The sequence below is a fragment of the Micromonospora sp. WMMA1363 genome, assembly GCF_030345795.1.
Classification (GTDB): domain Bacteria; phylum Actinomycetota; class Actinomycetes; order Mycobacteriales; family Micromonosporaceae; genus Micromonospora.
This window is the reverse complement of record NZ_JAUALB010000004.1, coordinates 64,879-83,179: the sequence shown is the minus strand read 5'-3', so window position 1 is coordinate 83,179 and position 18,301 is coordinate 64,879. Positions and strand designations below refer to the sequence as shown.

Below are 18,301 nucleotides of genomic sequence, written 5' to 3'. Positions count from 1 at the left end.
CGGTGGTCAGCAGAGCCGGAACAATTCGCGGGCCTCGGATACCGCTAGAACTGCGGGGCGCTGGTCGTGGTGGCTCATCGGTTCTCCCTCGGATGCTGGTCGGTGTTGCGGCCGAGGATGTTTACCTGGTCGGTGAGGATGAGCGGGGCGTCGGCTGGGCCTTTGATGTGTGGGCGCACATAGGTACGGCGGCGTAGGGCGCGGCCGGGGCCGTAGGGCTGTTCGCGGAAGAATCCCGCTACCCACCATCGGCGGGTGTAGGTGCGGGTCTTGCCGGTGGTGGTCTCCTCGGTGCGGGTCTGCTGTTTGCGGCGCAGGCTGACCAGACGCACGACGGGCGCGGGGCGCTTGGTTCGTTTGTACGCCTTGCGGGTGGCCTTGTCGGCCGGTTTTTCGGTGATTTCGGCGTCGGGCTGGGTGGTGAGGATCCATGTCGCAATGAGGGCGGTAAGGAGCTTGCGACTGTCGTCGGACTCGGCGTCGTGGTTCTCGCCGTAGACCAGTGCGGTACCGGTGTGCACGGGCGCGAACCATCCGATGCGATCGCGAAGGCGTTGGAACCGCTGTTCGGTGATCTGGCCGGATTCGGTGAGGACGGTTTCGGCTGGCGTGTAGAACACGACCCAGACGCCTCCGGGGATCGGTCCCCAGGAGACGGCCGTTACCGGCATGGTGGTGCCCGCTTCGTGATCGTTGAGCCATGCGATCGGGTCCTGCCAGACGAGCAGGCCGTCAGACGTGGGCAGTTCGGCCGGCTGGACGCGGATATCGGGGAGGTCCCGAGCGGCATGGGCGGCGAGAGCCGTAAACTCGCTGTCCACCCAAAACAGCCTGCCGTTCTCGACGTGGTTGCTCATAAGGGCGGTGTACTGGTTGATGAGTTCGCCGGTGAGGTCGCGGATGACGGAGGCGTGCAGCGGTGCTCCGGGGATCATGTGGCCGGGGACGCTGTAGCCGGCTCCGATGTTAAGCGACTCTAGGACGAAGGCTTCGCCGGCGTTGCGCCAGAACCTGACGAGTCGATCGCGCACCTTGGGCAACGCTTGGGGTCGGATCGATCGAACGTCGGGGGTGGTGGACGGCTGGGCGGCGGTGCCGCGCAACGGCAGGCGGGGTGGGGTGAGGGGCGTCGCGGCGAACAGCGCTTGATGCAGTGGCCCGAATGTCGCTGCGGTGGCGGGGATGCCGCGTCGGCGGGCTCGTCTGGCGGCGCGGGCCGTCAGGCCTGCAACGTCGCGTGTCGCGACAAGGCGGGCGCATCCTTCGCACGCGGCCCAGTTACCGCCTAGGTCGTGCGTCATCGTGGGGCTGTCGTCTTCGTCGACCGTGACGATTTCGAGGCTGCTGAAGGCGAAGGAGGCGACCGGGTTGGGCGCGGAGCAGAAGTCGCAGACGGCCTCAACCGTGGGCAGCTGGCTCAGTGGCACCGGGTCGGGGTCGTGGTTCGCGGTGGTGTTACCGGGGTGGAGAAAGACAACCGGGTTGCCGGGGCTCTCGAACGTGTTCAGGGGGGTACGGCAGGTTGCGCAGCCGTATCGCTGGACGTCTGGCGTGGGGCCATCGCCGTGGGTGGTCATAGGTTTCCCTCAGTGGTTGGTCTGGTGTGGTGTGCGGTTGGGGGGTTCGCCGTCCCCCTCCCTCACACTTAAAATTCTAGCACACTTGCTGGGTTGGAGGGGTGTTGACCTGGGGTTTTTTCGTGCCCGGGGTTCGGTGTGAGATCCATCCCGGCGGCGCTGGTCGTGACCGACCACGGTCGGTGTCGGGCTGCAACCGGGGTTTGGTTGCGGCCCGGCGCTGGCCGTGGTTGCCCTTGTGGCAGCGCCGCCGGGATGGATCGGCCCCCATCCTGGTGGTGTTCCTCCCCGGAGGGGCCGCGGTCCAGCGGCGGCACGCTGGTCCGGCTGAAGGCCATCGGCCCGCAGGGTCGATAGCTCGGTCACCGTGGTGGGGGAGAGGCCCTACGACCCGGCCCTCTGGTGATGCCGCCGGCATCACCCGCGACCGGCCGGCGCCGGCGAACCGCGGGCCGCGGTGTGGTCCTGGACGCGGAGATGGCAGGGCGAGGGGGCCCACTGGTGGGCCCCCGCCCGGTGACGGCGGGAGCAACGGCCCGAACCACGACGCAGGTACGACATCAGGGTTTTGTGGGTTCGGAGCGGGCTGTGGTCGGTTGGGGCCAGGTTGTGTGGGCCGCGGTCCCGACGCAGCGGCTGGTGGTTGTTTCGGTAGGATGGGGGGTAGGTGTTCGGCGTTTGGCCTGGTTGGGGCCGGTGTGGCGTCGTCGCTAGACGGCCGGAGGGGGTTCGCCAAACTTGCCCTCCGGCCGTTGTGTGTTTCGGGGTGCTGGCTACTGTTCGCGGGGGCGGCCGGCTCCGGTGCCGGGGCCGGGGCGCTGGGCTTGGTGGGCTGCGAGGGTGCGTCGGTACCAGGCTCGGTGGGTGTAGGGGCCGAATTTGTTTTCGCGTTCTTCCTCGATGTCTGGCGGGGGGAGGAGGGGGCGGCCTTCCCTCTCGCCGGTCCAGTAGGGGATGGAGTACCGGACGTAGCTGCGCAGGGTTGCCGCAGCGATGTGGAGGGCGTCTGCGGCCTCGTCGCCGTGGAGGTCGTCGTCTGGGTCGCCGGGTTTGACGGCGGGTGGTTTTTTCGCGGCGGCGCGTTCGGCGAGGGCTGCGAGGTAGGTGTCGACTCGGTCCATTGGGTACCAGTAGTCGCGGCCGATCTTTCGTAGGTGGGTGGGGAAGTCGGGGTCGGTGCGGGCGCGGACGTTGACGGAGTTGCCGGGGGTCCAGCCGGCTAGGTGGGCGATGCCGGCGCGGTTGGTGCAGAGGTGGCCGTCGACCAGGCGGGTGGGCACGGCGGGGTCGTCGGTGCGGTCGTGCTGGCCGGGTGTGGTCACGGGGTCCTCGCGGGCTCGGGTGCGGGCGACGGTGGTCGCCGGACCTGGGCCGGTGAGGGGATACGGCGGTGGTGCGGCGGCCGTACGGCGAGCCGCCCTACGGCCGCTGGTGGGCGGGCGGCGGGCGGTTGCCGTACGCCGGTCAGGGTATCGGGTGGGCGCGGTGGTGGCGTCGGTCGGTGCCATGAGGGTGTGCGCTCCGGGTCGGGGTGCTGGGGGTCGGTGCGGGTGGCTTCGTACTCGGCGGCGAGGCGGGTCAGTTGGCCGGCGAGGGCGTAGTGGTCGACGAGCTGGTCGGAAAGCTTGTCGATCTGCGCCTTGATCGGGTCGATCGTGTGTCGGCGCAGTTCTGCGAGGCGTCGGGGCGCGGCGTGTCGGGCGGCGGCGTGGATGAGGTCGTCGCGGTCGGGGCGTTCGTGCCAGGCGGTGAGCAGGGTTCGGATGATGGCGGATCCGTAGCGGCTGGTCGCGACCGGTGCGCTGGTGTTCGTCCAGCGGTCGATGCTGCGGCGGAGTCCGATGTAGCCGCCGTCGGGGCGGGCGAGGTATTCGGTGGGGTTGAGGATGATGCCGCCGGTGATGGTGACGCCGTTGATGACGGGTCGGTCGGCGCGGTCGTTGTCGTTGTAGGCGTCGTCGCCGAACTGGGCGTAGATGAGGGTGGGGATGGGGGAGTCTTCGCCTCGGAACTCGGGTCCGATGACGGTCGTTCCGGCGGCGCGGGGTGCGCGGAATCGGTAGGTGACGCGGCCGGTGTCGGGGTTGATGGTTTCGGCGGTGTTGAGGTCGGTGTAGGGGCTGGGTAGGGGGAGGGTGCGGCGGTCGGTCATGGTGTGCTCCGGGTCGGGCGCGGCCGGTGCCGGCCGCGCCCCGGGGTTGTCAGTGGGGTGCGGCGGCGGGGTTGGTCATGCGGTCGGCGTGGTCGCGCAGCTGGGCCAGGGCGGTGGTGGCTTGGTCGAGAAGGGCGAGGTGGTCGGCCAGGTCGGCGGCGTCGGCAGGGGTGAGCAGGGTGGCGAGGTCGTCGTACGCCTCGCTGGCCTGGGCGGCCTTGTGGGTCAGCTCGTCGAGGGCGTCGGCGAGGTGGTCGTAGGTCCTGGTGACGGGGCAGTCGCGCCGGTGCTGGCCGGCGATGGGCTCGCCGGGCGGGCACTTGCACGGCAGGGCGGCGCGGTAGGTGCCGGGGCGGGCGGGGTCGGGGGTGAGGTGTCTGGTGCGCAGGAGCCTGTCGTGGACTTCGGTGGGGATGTCGGCGCCGCGGATGGTGTGGTGGGTCTCGGCGGCGTGGTGGAGCACCGCGAGGGCCATCACGTTGAGGGCGTCCAGGCGGGCGTGGCCGGGCTGTTCGATGATGCTGGTCGCGCATCCGGCGGGGCATCGCGAGGTGGTGGCCGGGTCGGTGGTGGGGATGAGCGACCAGAGACATGGGACGTCTTCGGCGGTGTGGTGCTGGTTCCATCGGGGCGCGGTGGCCATGGGGGTTGGTCCGTTCGTGTCCGGTGATGCCGGCGGCATCGGTCGGTGGGTGAGTGGGACGGCGTAGCCGGGGGTGCGGGGGCGGCGCGTGAGCGCCCCGCCCGGGGCCGGGCGCTCGATGCGCCCGGCCCTGGTGGCGGCGGTCAGGTTCGGGGCTGGTGCTCGGTGAGGTCTTCGGCGCACTGGTGGACGGCGCGGAGGTCTTCGGCGGCGGCGCGCAGGCGCTGGCGCATGGTGGCGAGGATGTCGGGTAGCTGGGGGTCGCCGGTGGGGAAGGCGTTGTCGATGTCGGCGAAGATCCCGTCGGTGAGCCGGCGGGCGGCGCGGACCTCTGCGGCGGTGCCGAGTAGCACGACTCCGTAGTCGTCGGGTGTGGTGGCGGGTTGGTGGACGCCTTCGCAGCGGAGCGCTTCGGCGATGCCGATGAGGAGGCTTGCGCGGGCCTCGCCGTGGCCGTCGGCAACGGAAACGGGGTGCGTGGTGATGGTGAGTCGTGAGTGTCGGGTGCCGCAGGCCGCTCGGGCTTCGGCGGGGGTGATGTCGTGGCGGGCAATGAGCTCTGCCGCGGTGCGACGGGCGTTCTCGCGCACGGCGGCGGGGGCGGTCGGGTCGGTGGCGACGGTGAGGTGTGCGGCGATGTGGTCGATGGGGTTGGGGGTGGGCGTGATCATCTTCGGGTCTGCCTTTCGGGTGATGCCGGCGGCATCGGTCGGTGGGTGAGTGGGGCGGGGTAGCCGGGGTGCGGGGGCGGCGCGTGAGCGCCCCGCGCGGGGTCGGGCGCATCGAGCGCCCGACCCCGTGGCCGGCGGTTACGTCGGCAGGGCGCGGCGGCTGGTGGCCTTGACGCCGGGGTCTCCGATGTCGGCGCGGCGGGCGGCGGTGCGGCCGGCGTTCTTTCCGTCCCGGCTGGCCTGGTGGGTGCGCTCGTTGAGGTCGCCGAATCGCTCGGCGATGAAGGCGTCAATCCGCTTGGCGCGGTCGGCGAGGATGAGCGCTGCGCCGGGGTTGGTGGTTGGGTCGGTCAGCGGGCGGCGGCGCGCGGTGATCCGCTCGGCGACGGTGTCGCCGTAGCCGGACAGGAACGAGGAGAGGAAGTCTCGGGCGCGGCGCTGCTCGGGATCGGTGTTCGCGGCGGCGGCCTGGGCTTGGGCGAGAATCAGCGGAAGGAGTTGCCGCAGGTGGTGAACGTCGGACGTCGCACCGACCACAATCACGGTGTAGGGGCGTGGGGCGCGAGTGGGCTTCAAGATGGCGCGGCAGCCCATCGCTCGGGCGACGTCGTCCGCCAGGCCGGCGCGGGCTTCGCCGTGCCCGTCGGTGTTGAGCAGGGCGACGGGTGCACAGGTGATGCCTTCGGGGGCGTCGCCTCGGGCGGCGGCTGCCTGGTCGGCGGTGATGCCGTGGCGGGCGATGAGTTCGGCGGCCTTCGCGGCGGCGGCCTCGCGTTCGCCGAGCGGTGTTGTCTCCCTTTCGGCGACTGCGAGGCAGGCGGCGATGCGCGCGGCGATCTTTGCGCGGGGGTCGGTGGGGCTGGTCATGGTGCCTCCCTGGTGAGGAGGCACGGGGAGGGCGCACCCTCCCCGTGCCTAAAATTCTAGCACGCTATGCGGTGGCAGGCGTTGCAGCGAGGGTGGCGCGAGCGACGCGGCGCTGTTCCCGGCGGGTTTCCCGCTCTCGGTCGCTGCGCGCGATGATCTGCGCCACGGCGGCGGCGAGGTCGGCCACGGCGGCGGGGTGCTCGGCCGTGACTTCGTATGCGGCGGCGACGGTGCGGCCGTCGTGGTCGACGTGCACGCGGTGGCCGTGCAGGGCGTCTGCCGGGGCGGGCCAGTCGAGGGCGTACCCGGCGGCGGTGAGCTGGTCGAGGAGGTTGTTCCACATGATCTCTGCGGCGTCGCTCACCGGCTCATAGTTGGTGCAGGTGGGGCAGAGGCATCCGGGGTTGCACGGCTCGCCAACCTCGGCGTTGCAGGCGGCGCACTCGCCGCGCTCCTCGGGCGGGATCTCGGCGGTCTGGGCGATGTCATAGACAACGCCGGTGCGGAATTTGGGCTTGCCGGTGTCCTCGCCCGTCTCGTCGGCGTCCTCGGTGTTGTCGTCGTCGTGCTCGTCGGAGGTCTCCGGCTCGTCGGCGTCGGTGTCCTTCTTGTCCTTGCCGACAGGCTTGATCAGCCGCAGTCCGGTTTCACCCTTCTTGACGAACCGGCCGCGCTGCCGCCATCCCTTGAAGCTGTCCACGTCGGACAGGACGAAACCGCGTTCGTCCGCCTGCTGCGCTAGCAGGGCCTGGTTTCGCAGGCTGTAGGAGAGGATCCGCAGGGACACGCCGCCCATCGCGGCGTGTTGCGCGAAGCGGCGGATCCCTTCGGCGTCTTCGAGGTGCTCGGTGGAGCTGTTCATAACCTGCCGGTCACGCTGGCGGAACTCCTGGATCTGCTCGGCGCTGTACCGGCTGGCGCGCTGGCGGGGGGTGGCGGTTCGGGCGGTCGACTTGCGGGGCATGGGTGAACTCCTGTCCTGGGCCACTCGGCCCTGTACTTAAAATTCTAGCACACTTGCCAGCCTGAGTGTTAGTCAGGTCAGTCCGGTTTCCGCGTACCGCTGGGCATGGACGGGGCAGAGGGCGGCGCCGAACGTGAGGACCGTGGGCACGTCGGGGCATCCCAAGTGGTCGCATCCGGCCGGCGACATCTTGTGCAGGTCTCGCCAGAGGTTGGCGACGATGGTTTCCGTTGCGTGGGACAGGCGGTGGCGAGGCAGGTGGGCGGGCACGGGGCGGCCGTCCACGGTGAGGGTGAACAGGTCCCGGTGCGTGTGGGCGGGGACGGTGTGCCGGTGCACGACGGTCCGCAGGTTGTTGACCGTGATGGTCAACTCGCCGTGAATTTCGTTCTCGGGGTGGGGCCATGCTGGCGATCGGTGCTCGGCTCGCCATGCGTCGCCGCCGTACAGGCGGCAGACCGCTTCGGCGATTTCTCGGGCGGCCGGTTCGCAGCCGTACTCGGGGCCGGTGGGGTACGGGGCGATGGTGAGAGTATCCATGCGAGTGGGGCGGGGACGGTCGGTGGTGCTGGTCATGGTCGGTCTCCTGCGATCGCGAGTGACGGGAGCGGTAGCCGGCGTCGGCGCGCTCGATGCGCGTCGATGCCGTTGGGCGGTCCGGTCGTGCCCGGCCGCTGTCGGCGGCCGGGCACGTGCGGTCAGGTCGGCTGGCCGAGGAGGTATCGAGCCTGTCCGGTGGTGGCCCATCGCGCCGTGTCGTGCAGCATCCGTGCGGTGCGGCGGGTGAGGGTGAGCGGGTAGATGCTGGGATTGCAGACGTAGCGCTTGCCCATCTGCGACAGGTCCAGACACATCACGGCGAGTCGGAGCAGGGCGCGCATGCGGCCGGGGTTCGTGTCGGCGCACTGGTGGCGGCGGGCGTACTTGATCAGTTCCACGGTGGTGGCGCGGAAGTCGTGAGCGGTCCTGGCGTCGTTGATGGTCGCCGTGGGCCACATGGGGGCGTGCTCGCACAGATGCAGATGGCTCGTCACCTGCTCCATGTGCTGGCGGGCCTGGTCGAGCAGCTCGCACACCTGGTGGATACGGCGTTCTGCGGGCGGGGTGGTCAGGATCGGGAGGGTCATCGTGGGTGCGGTGGAGGCTGACACGGGTTCTCCTGGTTGGGTTCGGTGGTTGTCGAGAGGGGTTCGCCGGTCCTCTCGCTGTGCGGGTGGTCGGGGCGGTCGCATCGGACCGCCCCGACCGGGTGCTACCGGAAGCGGCGGCGGTGGACTCGTCGGGCGAGCACGGTCGTTTCCTCGGGGTACGGGAGGTGCGACACGGCTTCTTCCTCCATGTACGGGAAGTGCGACATGACGTCTTCGCCTAGGCGCTTCGCGTGGTACATGGCGACGTCTGCGCGGGATAGCAACTGCTCGGCGCTGGTGTCGTTGTCGTCGGCGGTGGCGGTGGCGGTGGCGGTGGCGGTGCCGATGCTGGCGGCGCATCGAAAGGTTGTTCCGAAGAAGGGCACCGTTGCTGCGGCCAGCGCGCGGGCGGCGGCGCGGGCGTTGGCGTCGCCGTGGTCAAACCCGCCATTGGTGATGATCAGGAACTCATCGCCGCTGAGGCGGCCGACGTAGGCACCGGGGAGATTCAGCGCCGTGAGGGTGTGGGCGACGTGCCGTAGGACAGCGTCGCCAGCGGCGTGGCCGTGCTCGTCGTTGATGTCCTTGAATCGGTTGAGGTCGAGCAGAGCGGCGGAGACCGGGCGGGTGCGGTCGGCTAGCTGGGCCTGGAGGTGAGCCAGCAGGGCGCGACGGTTGGGCAGACCGGTCAGGGCGTCGTGACGGGCGTCGTGTTCGGCCGTGGTCAGGGCGGTCTGGAGGCGGGCGCATCGCCAGAGCAGCGCGAGACAGGATGCAGTCGTGGTGCCGAGCAGGATTTCAGTGAGTCCGGGCACTGAGCGCTCCTCAGAGAGGTTGGTCTGGTGTGGCGATCGGTGGGGTTCGCCGTCCCGCCGATATCTAAAATTCTAGCACACTTGCTGGGTTGGAGGGGTGTTGACCTGGGGTTTTTTCGTGCCCGGGGTTCGGTGTGAGATCCATCCCGGCGGCGCTGGTCGTGACCGACCACGGTCGGTGTCGGGCTGCAACCGGGGTTTGGTTGCGGCCCGGCGCTGGCCGTGGTTGCCCTTGTGGCAGCGCCGCCGGGATGGATCGGCCCCCATCCTGGTGGTGTTCCTCCCCGGAGGGGCCGCGGTCCAGCGGCGGCACGCTGGTCCGGCTGAAGGCCATCGGCCCGCAGGGTCGATAGCTCGGTCACCGTGGTGGGGGAGAGGCCCTACGACCCGGCCCTCTGGTGATGCCGCCGGCATCACCCGCGACCGGCCGGCGCCGGCGAACCGCGGGCCGCGGTGTGGTCCTGGACGCGGAGATGGCAGGGCGAGGGGGCCCACTGGTGGGCCCCCGCCCGGTGACGGCGGGAGCAACGGCCCGAACCACGACGCAGGTACGACATCAGGGTTTTGTGGAGTCCGCGCGGGTGCTCGGGGTGGTCGCGGACCTGTGGGTGTGGGCTCCGGTGGTGTCAGGTCATGTCGTCGGTGGTGGGGGGGAGCCGCAGCTCGGCCGAGGCGGTGATGGCGTCGGAGGTCCGGCGGAGCAGTGTGGCGAGTTGGTCTGCGTCTGCGGGAGTGGGTTGGCCGGGGATCGGGTTGAAGGCGAGGGCGGCCTCGGCGATGAGGGTGGCGTGGTTGGGGTCTGCGAAGTCGAGGACGTATCCGTGGGCGGCGCGGTGGGCGATAGCGGCGGTGAGGCTGCGGGCGATGGTGGCTGCCCAGGCCGGGATCGGGATCAGGTCGTCGGGCCCGTATGACGTGGCCGTGGTGGGCAGGCTGACGACGACGAGTCGCGCGCGGCATTGGTCCGCGTGGGCGGTGCGGGCGCGGGTCGCGGCGCGGGCGGCGTCGGCGAGGGTGTCCCACCGGCGTTCCCCTGCGTTGAAGGCGCAGTCGAGGCACGTGTAGGTGTATCGGTTTGTTGCGGCCGAGGTCTGTGTGGCTGTGCTGGTCGGCATCTCCGTTCTCTCCCCGTGGTTGTCGGTGTGGCGGTTTTGGTGGCCCCGGGCGTTCATGCCCGGGGCCACCGGCGCCAGGCCGTGTTGGGTGACAGGACCCCCGATGCGCGGGGCCGTACCGGCGTGTAGCTTGCCCCCCTTATTGCCGACTGCCCGAGCGTGTGGTGATGCGCGCTGTGGGCGGGCTTGCGTATCCCCCGTTCTGTCTCCTCTCGCGGCTGGCGATTGTGGTGCCCGACGAACCGATACGGGTCCGGCAGCTGTTGGCTTTCTTGACCGCCTGTTGCGTGACTATGGTTGTCCGCTACGGTGTCACTGCCACAACAGTGGTCTGGTGTAGTGGTCAGTCAAGCACGATCCGCTAGGTCCCTGCAACTATTGTGGCGGCGCGGGGTTGAGTAACCACAATGGTGGCAAAGTTGATCGGGAAAGGTGGTCATGGCCGACTCTGGCAGGGCCGATGGGTCAGGCGCCTTCGCCGTCCGGCTGAGGCACCTGTTCGAGACGCATCTCAAACCCGGCGCGGACAAGCCGTACTCGCCGGACGAGGTCGCTAGGGCGACGGGCCTGTCAACCAGCTACGTCAACTACCTGCTCAGCGGGGAGAGGGACAACCCTACGCGTTCGGCCATCCAGCAGTTGGCCAACTTCTTCCGGGTTGAGCCGAACTTCTTCTTCGATCCGGTTACTGATACGGACCCTGTCCGTGCGGATGTGGACCCGGATCTGGAGACGATCACCGTGCTTGCGCGCCGGATGCCTGCGGGGGCGTCGCGGGCGAGCCTGCGCACGATTGTCGAGCACGTCGCCGCGTTGGAGGAGCAGAGCAAAGCACGGCGGGGCCGCTCGGGCACGTAGGTCGAGGATCATTTCAGGAGAAGGAACGTGGGGACCGCGACGAGTAGGCCTACCACGGTTCCAGCGATCACTTGGGCTACGGTGTGGTCGCGCAGTCGAACCCGTGACCAGCCGACGAGTGCCACCACGAGTGCTGAGACAAGAAGTGCGGGGCCGAATTCGATCACGAGCACTGCCGCTGAGCCCGCGGTCACCGCGGCGTGGATGCTGAGCTTCCAGACGAGGTTCGCCGCGGTGACCGCCAGGCCAAGAGCGAACATCACGACGATCATTGCGGTGACTGGCCGCGGGGCGCCGAGGCCGATCATCAGAGCCAGTCCGACGAGGACGGACAGTAGACCATAGATCAGTGGCGTCCTTCGCTGCTGGCGTACCCGGATGTGGTGGTCGGTCAGCCGGCCTCGGTGCACGCCCCACCAGATCAACGTGTTGGGGATGACGGAGCAGAACAGTGCGCCGACCAATGCCCATCCGAAGCCTGTGCTGATGGGCAGGTCGCTGGTCACTCCGATGACGATGGGCATGGCTGCGGCCAGCAGCGCTGGCGCGAACACTTCGGTCACGATGCGAGCTACCCGGAGGGTTGGTCGATGGCCCGGACTGTTGATGATGTCGTGCACGCCTCGCATTCTGCCGTCACCGTGCAGTGGCTCACTGTGCGGGCGGTGCCGCGCGGAGCCCACATCGGGGGAGACGCGGTGGGTCGTGTGATCCTCCTCGCAAGGGCGATGACGGACGACACTCCATCCATCCGGGGCGATATGAATAGGTTTCATCGTATGTGGGGTACGTCCTACGCTGAAACTTCCACGAACACAGTCTCGCGGGACTCCTGGGGTTGACCCGGTTTGACGGACAGGGTCGGTAAGTTGATCTCACGCTACCTTGCTCGTTGGCCTGCGGGAATAGGCCGTCGCCTCATACTCGGCCGGGCTCATGTAGTCCAGGGTGGAATGGCGGCGGCGGGTGTTGTACCACCCCTCGATCCACTCGAAGATCGCCGCACGGGCGGCGGCCCGGGTCGGCCACGCCCTCCGGTCGAGCAGTTCGGTCTTGATCGTGGCGAAGAACGACTCCGCGACGGCGTTGTCCCAGCACTGACCCCGCCCACCAACCGACAACCGCACCCCGTTGCGGTCGGCCAGCCGGGCGTACTGCGCACTCGTGTACTGGCAACCCCGGTCGCTGTGGAAGATCACCGGCCCGGTCGGGCGTCGGACGGCGATCGCGTTGGACAACGCCTGAGCGGGCAGATCGGTCCGTAGGTGGTCGGCGGTCGCCCAGCCCACAACCCGGCGTGAGGCGATGTCGATGACGGTGGCGAGGTACAGCCAGCCCTCCCACGTGTGGATGTAGGTGATGTCGCCGCACCAGCGGGTGTCGACCCGGCCGGCGGCGACGTCGAAGTCCCGGCGGATCAGGTCCGCCGACAACGCCGCCCCCGGGTCGGGCACGGTCGTGGTGCGCCACCGCTTCGGCGTGCGGCCGCACAACCCGGCGCCCCGCATCAGCCGGGCGACCCGCTTGCCGGAGTGCCGCCGCCCCTGGGCGGCGAGTTCGGCGCGGACCCGGGGTGCGCCGTAGGTGCCGGCCGAGTCGGCGTGGATCTGCGCGATGCGGGCGGCGAGGTCTGCGTCGTCGCGTTCCCGCCGCGACGGCCCGGCACGGTGCTGGTAGTAGGCGGACCGGGAGACCTCCAGCAGCTCACAGGAACGCTTCACGTTCCCGTCGGGCCGCGCCTTCTCCGCCTCGATGAACGGGTACACGTTCACCGGGTCTCCCTCACGAAGAAAGCCGTGGCCCGTTTCAGGATGTCGACGTCCTCGCGGAGCCGGCGGTTCTCCCGCCGCAGCCGCGCCAGCTCGTCGCGCTCGTCGCTGGTCAACCCGTCGCTGCGGGTGCCGGCGTCGATGTCGGCCTGCCTGACCCACTCACGGACCGCGGTCTCGGTCAGGTCGAAGTCCCTCACGACCTGCGCCACCGATCGGTCACCCCGCCGGCACACCTCGACGATCTCCGCCTTGAACTCCGGCGTGAACGCTCTGCGCGGCCGGCGTGGTTTCTTGCCCATGCCTTCCATGATGAACATCCTCCCGAGGAGCACACAGCCCCTCTGAGCTGGGATGTCCGTCAAACCGGGTCAGGCCCATCCCAGAAGTAGGTCTGCCTAGCTATGCTGCCCCTTTGCGCCTGCTGCCACTATTGTGGTTCGGCGCAGGGCCGGACAACTGAATGCCCGATCAGGTCAATGCTGGGACAGGTGACACCCAGGATCGGGGCGTCTCGGGGTCGAAAGGCCAGCAAGGGGAGTGAAAGCAGGCGATGCGCAAGATACAGCGGCTGATACGCCAGCTCGACGTCGACCTGCCGACGCCATTGACGGTGCAGGGGGTGGTGTCGGCCCTGGAGACGGCGCGCGATCGTCGTATCCAGGTCGTTGCCATGACGATCGATGAGCCTACGGGGCCGTGTGGGCTGTGGGTGGCGACGCCTGAGACAGACTACGTTCTCTACAGCCGCGAGGCATCGCCCGTGCTTCAGGTCCAGACGATCTTGCATGAGCTGATGCACATCGCGTTGAAGCACACTGGGAGAACGCTGCTCTCGGGGGTGGATCGGCTCTCGGGCTCGCTCAACCCGACGGAGGCGCAGGTGCTGCTGGCACGGTCGACGTCGGCGTTCGTTGACGAGCGACAGGAACGTGACGCCGAGCTGCTGGCGACCTACCTGGGCGCACGGCTGGACGGCGGCAACCACATCGGGGTCTTCGACGACCTGGGTGACGACACGGCGGCGGTGATGTATCGGATCGCTGCCGCGCTGGCGGACTAAAGGCGGGGGATACGCATGTTGGTGGCAGCTGGTCATGTCGTCGCGCTGCTGGTCGCCGTGGTGGCGCTGGTTGTGAAGCTGGGGGCGTTGCGCCGCGAGCCGTCGAACCCGAAGACCCTGGCGAGCGTGGGGATCTGCCTGGGGTGCGGGATTGCGGTCACGATGGGCTGGGCTCCGGTTCACAGCCTGATCGACAGGGTGTCGGGGGTGCCGAACTTGGCCAAGCCAATCGAGCATGGTTCGGCGCTGGTCGCGGCCACCGCGATCCAGTTCCTCTTCCTGCACCTGGGAGGCCCGCAGCGGGCGCGTCGGTTGATGCGGTGGCGGCTGGTGTTCTTCGCTCTCGTACTCGCGGTGATGATCGCCATGTTCTGGGCTGCCGACTTCCCGGAGTCAGAGCCGCTGCATTTCGCCGAGCGCTACGGAGACATGCCGCAGGTCATCATCTACATGCTCGCGTTCCTGGTGTATCTCGGGGTGTCTGTCGTGGACATTTTGCGGATGTCGCTCCGTTACGCCCGGTTCGCGGCTACCCGACTGAAGATCATTTTGCGGTTGCTTAGTGCTGGCGCGGTGTTCGGCGCGGCGTTCGTGGCGCACAAGGCCCTGTTCCTCGCTCTGAAGCTGGCCGGGGTGACACCTCCCTGGCCTGAGCCGATCGCGACGCAGGCCTTGGTCACGATGTCGGTCGTGTTGATCTGTTCGAGTCTCGTCCTTGCGACCGTATGGAAGGCGATCGACGGCGTCCGTGCCTGGCCCCGCAGGAGCGCAATGTACCGGGATCTGCATGCGTTGTGGTACCTGCTGTACCGGGCGGTTCCGAGTATCGCGCTAGACCCGATGCGGCGACCGGAGAAGGACCCGTGGTGGGTGTGGGGCGTCGGCCAGCGGCTGTATCGACGGTGTGTGGAGATCGGCGATGGCTTGCAGGCGTTGGGCCCGCGGGATGCGCAGGTGGCGGCCGTTGCTCAGCGTCGTGCGGCTGAGGCCGGCTGGGATAGCGTCCGCGCGGTCGCCGCTGGTGAGGCCGCCGCGATCTTGGTTGCCGTGCGACGGTTTGGGCAAGGGCATGTTGCCACGCAGGAGGTCGAGCCGGGCTTGGAGCCGCAGTCGACGAAGGTTGCGCATGTCGATGTGGAGGCCGATGCGCGACGGCTCGCGTTGATATCGATGGCGTTGTCGGACGGTATGGTGCTCGATACGGCGGCCGAGGTTTCTGGTGAGCCCGTCGGCGATGGGCGGTAGAGGCAGTGACGTTCTGAGGGGTGATGCCGCCGGCATCACCCCCTCTCTCCCCCAACTTTCCCGAAGCACGCGGCCGCTTGCGGCGCGGACGTAGCGGGCGCATGTGAAGCTGCTTCGCGCTTATGTGCTTGTTTGTGTCTTGCGCTACTTGGGGTCCCGGTAGTACGGGCCGACTCGATTCGGACGCCGTTGACCAGGGTCGGCGGGTGTGGTGTTGGGTAGCGCCAGCGCCGTCGGCCCACCCGTAGCTTCCAGCGAAAAAACAACGCTAAGGCCCATTGATCAGCTTCGTGGGGTGACCCGGTAGCGTCCGGTCCGTTCGGTGCCGGTCGATGTTCGGGTGGGTGGGTTGTGGCGACTCGGGACGTGTTCTCGGAGGAGGATCTGGCGCGGCTGCGGGGGTTCCCGGAGTTGGGCCGGGCCGAGTTGATCCGGCATTTCACGCTGACCGGCGCGGATGAGGCGTTCCTGCGGAAGTTCCGGACCGGGCGCAACGTGCTCGGTGTGGCGGTGCAGTTGTGCACGCTGCCGTGGCTGGGGTTCGTGCCCGATGAGGTGTCGGCGGCGCCGGCGGCCGCGGTGGGCCGGTTGTCGCAGCGGCTCGGGATCGCGATGGGTGAGCTGCGCGGGTACGGCGAGCGGGAGCAGACCCGCACCGATCACCTGCGCGAGGTCGTCGCGTACGCCGGGTGGCGCACGGTGGACACCGGCGAGTGGAAGGACTTGGACGAGTTCCTGTTCGCCCGGGCGATGGAGCACGACTCGCCGAAGCTGCTGTTCCGGCTGGCGTGCGAGTACCTGATCTCGTCACGGGTGGTGCGGCCCGGCGTGGTGCACCTGCTGGAGCACGTGGCCACCGCCCGGGCGCGGGCTCGGGAGGAGACCTGGACGCGGGTGGCGCACCTGCTCACCGACCGGCGCCGCGACGAGCTGGATCTGCTGCTGGTGCCCGATGCCTACCTCGGCCGCACCCCGCTGGCCTGGTTGGGCATCGGGCCGACCTCGTCGAGCCCGGCGGCGGTGAAGGCGGAGCTGGAGAAGCTGGACTACCTACGCCGGCTCGACGCGCACACCCTGGACCTGTCGACGCTGCCGGAACAGCGACGCCGGTTCCTCGCCGGCGTCGGCCGCCGCCTGACCGCCCAGGCGCTGCAACGACGCGAGCCCGAGCGGCGCTACCCGATCCTGCTCACGCTGCTCGCGCAGTCCGCGGTCGACGTGCTGGATGAGGTGCTGCTGCTGTTCGACCAGGCCGTCAGCGGCCGGGAGAGCGCGGCGAAGCAGAAGGTGACCGAGGCCCTGGCTGAACGCGCCAAGGGCGGGGAGAACCGGCAGGCGCTGCTCGACGAGATCCTGACCATCGTGCTGGACCCGGCGATCGGCGACGAGCAGATCGGCCCGCTGCTGCGCGGGCGGATCGGCATGGACCGGATGCGCGCGGCGTGGGCCGAGAAACGCGAGCGGCTACCGCGTGACCACGGGCATCTGGCGATGATGGACGCCTCGATGACCTACCTGCGCCAGTTCGCCCCGCAGGTGCTGCGCGCAGTGCGGTTCGCCGGCGGGCCCGGCACCGACGAGCTGCTACGCGCGGTGTCCATCCTCGCCGAGCTGTACGCCACCGGCGCACGGAAGGTGCCGGCCGGCGCCCCGGTCGGGTTCGTGCCGACGAAGTGGGCGGGCTACCTCGCCGCGGCGGCCGAGGCCGGCGACACCACCGCGTACCGCCGGTACTGGGAGATCGCGGTGTTGGTCGGGTTGCGCGACGGGCTGCGCTCCGGCGACGTGTTCGTGTCCGGCTCCCGCCGGTACGCCGACCCGGCGTCGTTCCTGCTCACGGCCGAGGCGTGGGCGCCGCAGAAGCTGGAGTTCTGCCACCTGGTCGGCAAGCCGGCGCAGGCGGCCGACGCCCTGGCCCAGGCCGACGACGAGCTGCACACCGCGCTGTCCGACCTGGAGACGCAGCTGGCCAAGGGTGATCCCGGTGAGGTACGGCTCACCGACGACGGGGAGCTGATCATCCCGCCGCTGACCGCCGAGGACGTGCCGGGAGAGGCGGACGCGCTGCGTGCTGAGCTCGCGGCGATGCTGCCCCGGGTGCCGATCGCGTCGGTGCTGGTCGAGGTCGACGCCCGGACCGGGTTCACCGATCACCTCGTCCACGCCGGCGGGAAGGTGAACCGGCCGGCCGAGCTCAAGCGCAACCTGCTGTACGTGATCATCGCCGAGGCGACCAACATGGGCCTGTCGGCGATGGCCGAGTCGTGCGGGGTGCCCTACGACGTGCTCGCCTGGACCGCCGAGTGGTACTTCCGTCCCGAGACCCTGGAGGCGGCGAACGCCGCGGTGGTCAACTACCACCACCGGCTGCCGCTGACGCAGGCGTTCGGCTCGGGCACCCTGTCCAGCTCGGACGGGCAGCGGTTCCCGGTCAAGGGCAAGAGCCTGACCGCGCGGCACCTGTCGCGCTACTTCGCCCGCGGGCAGGGCGTGTCCACCTACACCCACGTCTCGGACCAGCACTCCACGTTTGACACGAAGGTCATCGTGGCCACGGCGCCGGAGTCGCACTACGTGCTCGACGGGCTGCTGGGCAACGAGACCGACCTGCCCACCTTTGAGCACGCCACCGACACCCACGGCGCGACCCTGGCGAACTTCGCCCTGTTCGACCTGGTCGGTAAACAGCTCTCGCCGCGTATCCGCGACCTGGGGAAGATCACCTTGTACCGGACCGGACCCCGCGCCGACGTCTTGGCCCGGTACCCGCGGGCGGGGGCGTTGCTGACCCGCCGGCTCAACACCGACCTGATCACCGGCATGTGGGACGACCTGCTGCGGGTCGCGGCCTCGGTACAGGGCGGGCACGCCACCGCCGCCCTGGTAGTGGGCAAGCTGTGCTCGTCGAAGCGTCAGCAGAACGCGCTCACCTCCGCGATCAAGGAGTACGGGGCGCTGCGGCGCACCGTCTACGCCGCCCGCTACCTAGCCGACGAGACCTACCGGCGGCGCATCGCCCGGCAGCTCAACAAAGGTGAGAACCTGCACGCCTTGCGCCGCTCCCTGGCCTACGCCGGTGAGGGGGCGCTGCGGCGACGGCACCACGAGCAGCAGACCGAGCAGATGTGGTGCCTGACCCTGGCCACTAACGCGATCGTGTGCTGGTCGACGGAGTACCACGGCCTGGCCGTCGGTGCCGTGCGCAGAGAAGGCCGGGTCGTCGACGACGAGGTGCTGGCGCACATCTGGCCGACCCACCACGAGAACGTGCACTTCTACGGCACCCACGCCGTCGACATCGACGGTGAACTCGCCCAGCTCGACGCCGACGGCTACCGGCCGCTGCGCCTGGCCGACGGCGACTCGGAGCACGCCGCTGGGTAGACGCCCTCCGGCCCGGACGTCCGAGCACCGGAACCGGAGGGCATCCGC

18 protein-coding genes are annotated in these 18,301 nt (G+C 69.4%); 4 read left to right on the top strand and 14 right to left on the bottom strand.

The window, feature by feature from the left end; genetic code table 11:
* Window positions 1-74: 74 nt before the first annotated feature.
* From QTQ03_RS28495 to QTQ03_RS28445, 11 genes are all read right to left on the bottom strand, one after another.
* Window positions 75-1,577: an AcrVA2 family anti-CRISPR protein gene (locus QTQ03_RS28495; protein ID WP_289281115.1), complete on the bottom strand. Its 1,503-nt coding sequence runs from the start codon at window positions 1,575-1,577 to the stop codon at window positions 75-77.
* Window positions 1,578-2,350: 773 nt separating this feature from the next.
* Window positions 2,351-2,899: a hypothetical protein gene (locus QTQ03_RS28490; protein ID WP_289281114.1), complete on the bottom strand. Its 549-nt coding sequence runs from the start codon at window positions 2,897-2,899 to the stop codon at window positions 2,351-2,353.
* Window positions 2,896-3,729, bottom strand: coding sequence for a hypothetical protein (locus QTQ03_RS28485; RefSeq protein WP_289281113.1), 834 nt, complete (start codon window positions 3,727-3,729; stop codon window positions 2,896-2,898). The genes QTQ03_RS28490 and QTQ03_RS28485 overlap by 4 nt, the downstream gene beginning before the upstream one ends.
* A gap of 49 nt (window positions 3,730-3,778) precedes the next feature.
* The gene (locus tag QTQ03_RS28480; RefSeq protein ID WP_289281112.1) at window positions 3,779-4,372 is read right to left on the bottom strand and encodes a hypothetical protein; all 594 of its coding nucleotides are present in this window, start codon (window positions 4,370-4,372) and stop codon (window positions 3,779-3,781) included.
* Window positions 4,373-4,515: 143 nt separating this feature from the next.
* Window positions 4,516-5,043 (bottom strand): hypothetical protein, encoded by a 528-nt coding sequence (locus tag QTQ03_RS28475; RefSeq protein WP_289281111.1) that lies wholly within the window; start codon window positions 5,041-5,043, stop codon window positions 4,516-4,518.
* A 138-nt stretch (window positions 5,044-5,181) separates the two neighbouring features.
* Window positions 5,182-5,910, bottom strand: a complete 729-nt coding sequence (locus tag QTQ03_RS28470; RefSeq protein ID WP_289281110.1) for a DUF2786 domain-containing protein — start codon at window positions 5,908-5,910, stop codon at window positions 5,182-5,184.
* 64 nt (window positions 5,911-5,974) lie between these two features.
* Complete coding sequence (locus QTQ03_RS28465; RefSeq protein WP_289281109.1) at window positions 5,975-6,874, bottom strand: ArdC family protein; 900 nt, start codon at window positions 6,872-6,874, stop codon at window positions 5,975-5,977.
* Window positions 6,875-6,946: 72 nt separating this feature from the next.
* Window positions 6,947-7,450, bottom strand: a complete 504-nt coding sequence (locus tag QTQ03_RS28460; protein WP_289281108.1) for a hypothetical protein — start codon at window positions 7,448-7,450, stop codon at window positions 6,947-6,949.
* Window positions 7,451-7,572: 122 nt separating this feature from the next.
* Window positions 7,573-8,025, bottom strand: coding sequence for a hypothetical protein (locus QTQ03_RS28455; RefSeq protein WP_289281107.1), 453 nt, complete (start codon window positions 8,023-8,025; stop codon window positions 7,573-7,575).
* Window positions 8,026-8,126: 101 nt separating this feature from the next.
* On the bottom strand, window positions 8,127-8,819 hold the full coding sequence (locus tag QTQ03_RS28450; RefSeq protein WP_289281106.1) for a GGDEF domain-containing protein: 693 nt from the start codon (window positions 8,817-8,819) through the stop codon (window positions 8,127-8,129).
* Between the two features lie 626 nt (window positions 8,820-9,445).
* Entirely contained in the window at window positions 9,446-9,934 is a 489-nt protein-coding gene (locus tag QTQ03_RS28445; RefSeq protein ID WP_289281105.1) for a hypothetical protein, read from the bottom strand.
* A gap of 438 nt (window positions 9,935-10,372) precedes the next feature.
* Between QTQ03_RS28445 and QTQ03_RS28440 the strand changes: the two genes are divergently transcribed.
* Window positions 10,373-10,792 carry a helix-turn-helix domain-containing protein gene (locus tag QTQ03_RS28440; protein ID WP_289281104.1) on the top strand — a complete coding sequence of 140 codons (420 nt, stop codon included), beginning with the start codon at window positions 10,373-10,375 and terminating at the stop codon, window positions 10,790-10,792.
* An 8-nt stretch (window positions 10,793-10,800) separates the two neighbouring features.
* Here the strand turns inward: QTQ03_RS28440 and QTQ03_RS28435 are convergent, their stop codons facing one another.
* The 3 genes from QTQ03_RS28435 to QTQ03_RS28425 form a co-directional block, all read right to left on the bottom strand.
* On the bottom strand, window positions 10,801-11,412 hold the full coding sequence (locus QTQ03_RS28435; protein WP_289281103.1) for a phosphatase PAP2 family protein: 612 nt from the start codon (window positions 11,410-11,412) through the stop codon (window positions 10,801-10,803).
* A 255-nt stretch (window positions 11,413-11,667) separates the two neighbouring features.
* A complete protein-coding gene (locus QTQ03_RS28430; protein ID WP_169600148.1) occupies window positions 11,668-12,564 on the bottom strand; it encodes an IS3 family transposase in 897 nt (298 codons plus the stop codon).
* Complete coding sequence (locus QTQ03_RS28425) at window positions 12,561-12,881, bottom strand: transposase (RefSeq protein ID WP_502889683.1); 321 nt, start codon at window positions 12,879-12,881, stop codon at window positions 12,561-12,563. The genes QTQ03_RS28430 and QTQ03_RS28425 overlap by 4 nt, the downstream gene beginning before the upstream one ends.
* Window positions 12,882-13,114: 233 nt before the next feature.
* On the opposite strand from QTQ03_RS28425, the gene QTQ03_RS28420 reads away from it, so the two are divergent.
* The 3 genes from QTQ03_RS28420 to QTQ03_RS28410 all read left to right on the top strand — a co-directional run bounded on the left by QTQ03_RS28420 (window position 13,115) and on the right by QTQ03_RS28410 (window position 18,253).
* The gene (locus QTQ03_RS28420; protein ID WP_289281102.1) at window positions 13,115-13,624 is read left to right on the top strand and encodes a M78 family metallopeptidase domain-containing protein; all 510 of its coding nucleotides are present in this window, start codon (window positions 13,115-13,117) and stop codon (window positions 13,622-13,624) included.
* 15 nt (window positions 13,625-13,639) lie between these two features.
* Window positions 13,640-14,869, top strand: a complete 1,230-nt coding sequence (locus tag QTQ03_RS28415) for an MAB_1171c family putative transporter (protein WP_289281101.1) — start codon at window positions 13,640-13,642, stop codon at window positions 14,867-14,869.
* 351 nt (window positions 14,870-15,220) lie between these two features.
* A complete protein-coding gene (locus QTQ03_RS28410) occupies window positions 15,221-18,253 on the top strand; it encodes a Tn3 family transposase (protein ID WP_289281100.1) in 3,033 nt (1,010 codons plus the stop codon).
* Window positions 18,254-18,301: the final 48 nt, after the last annotated feature.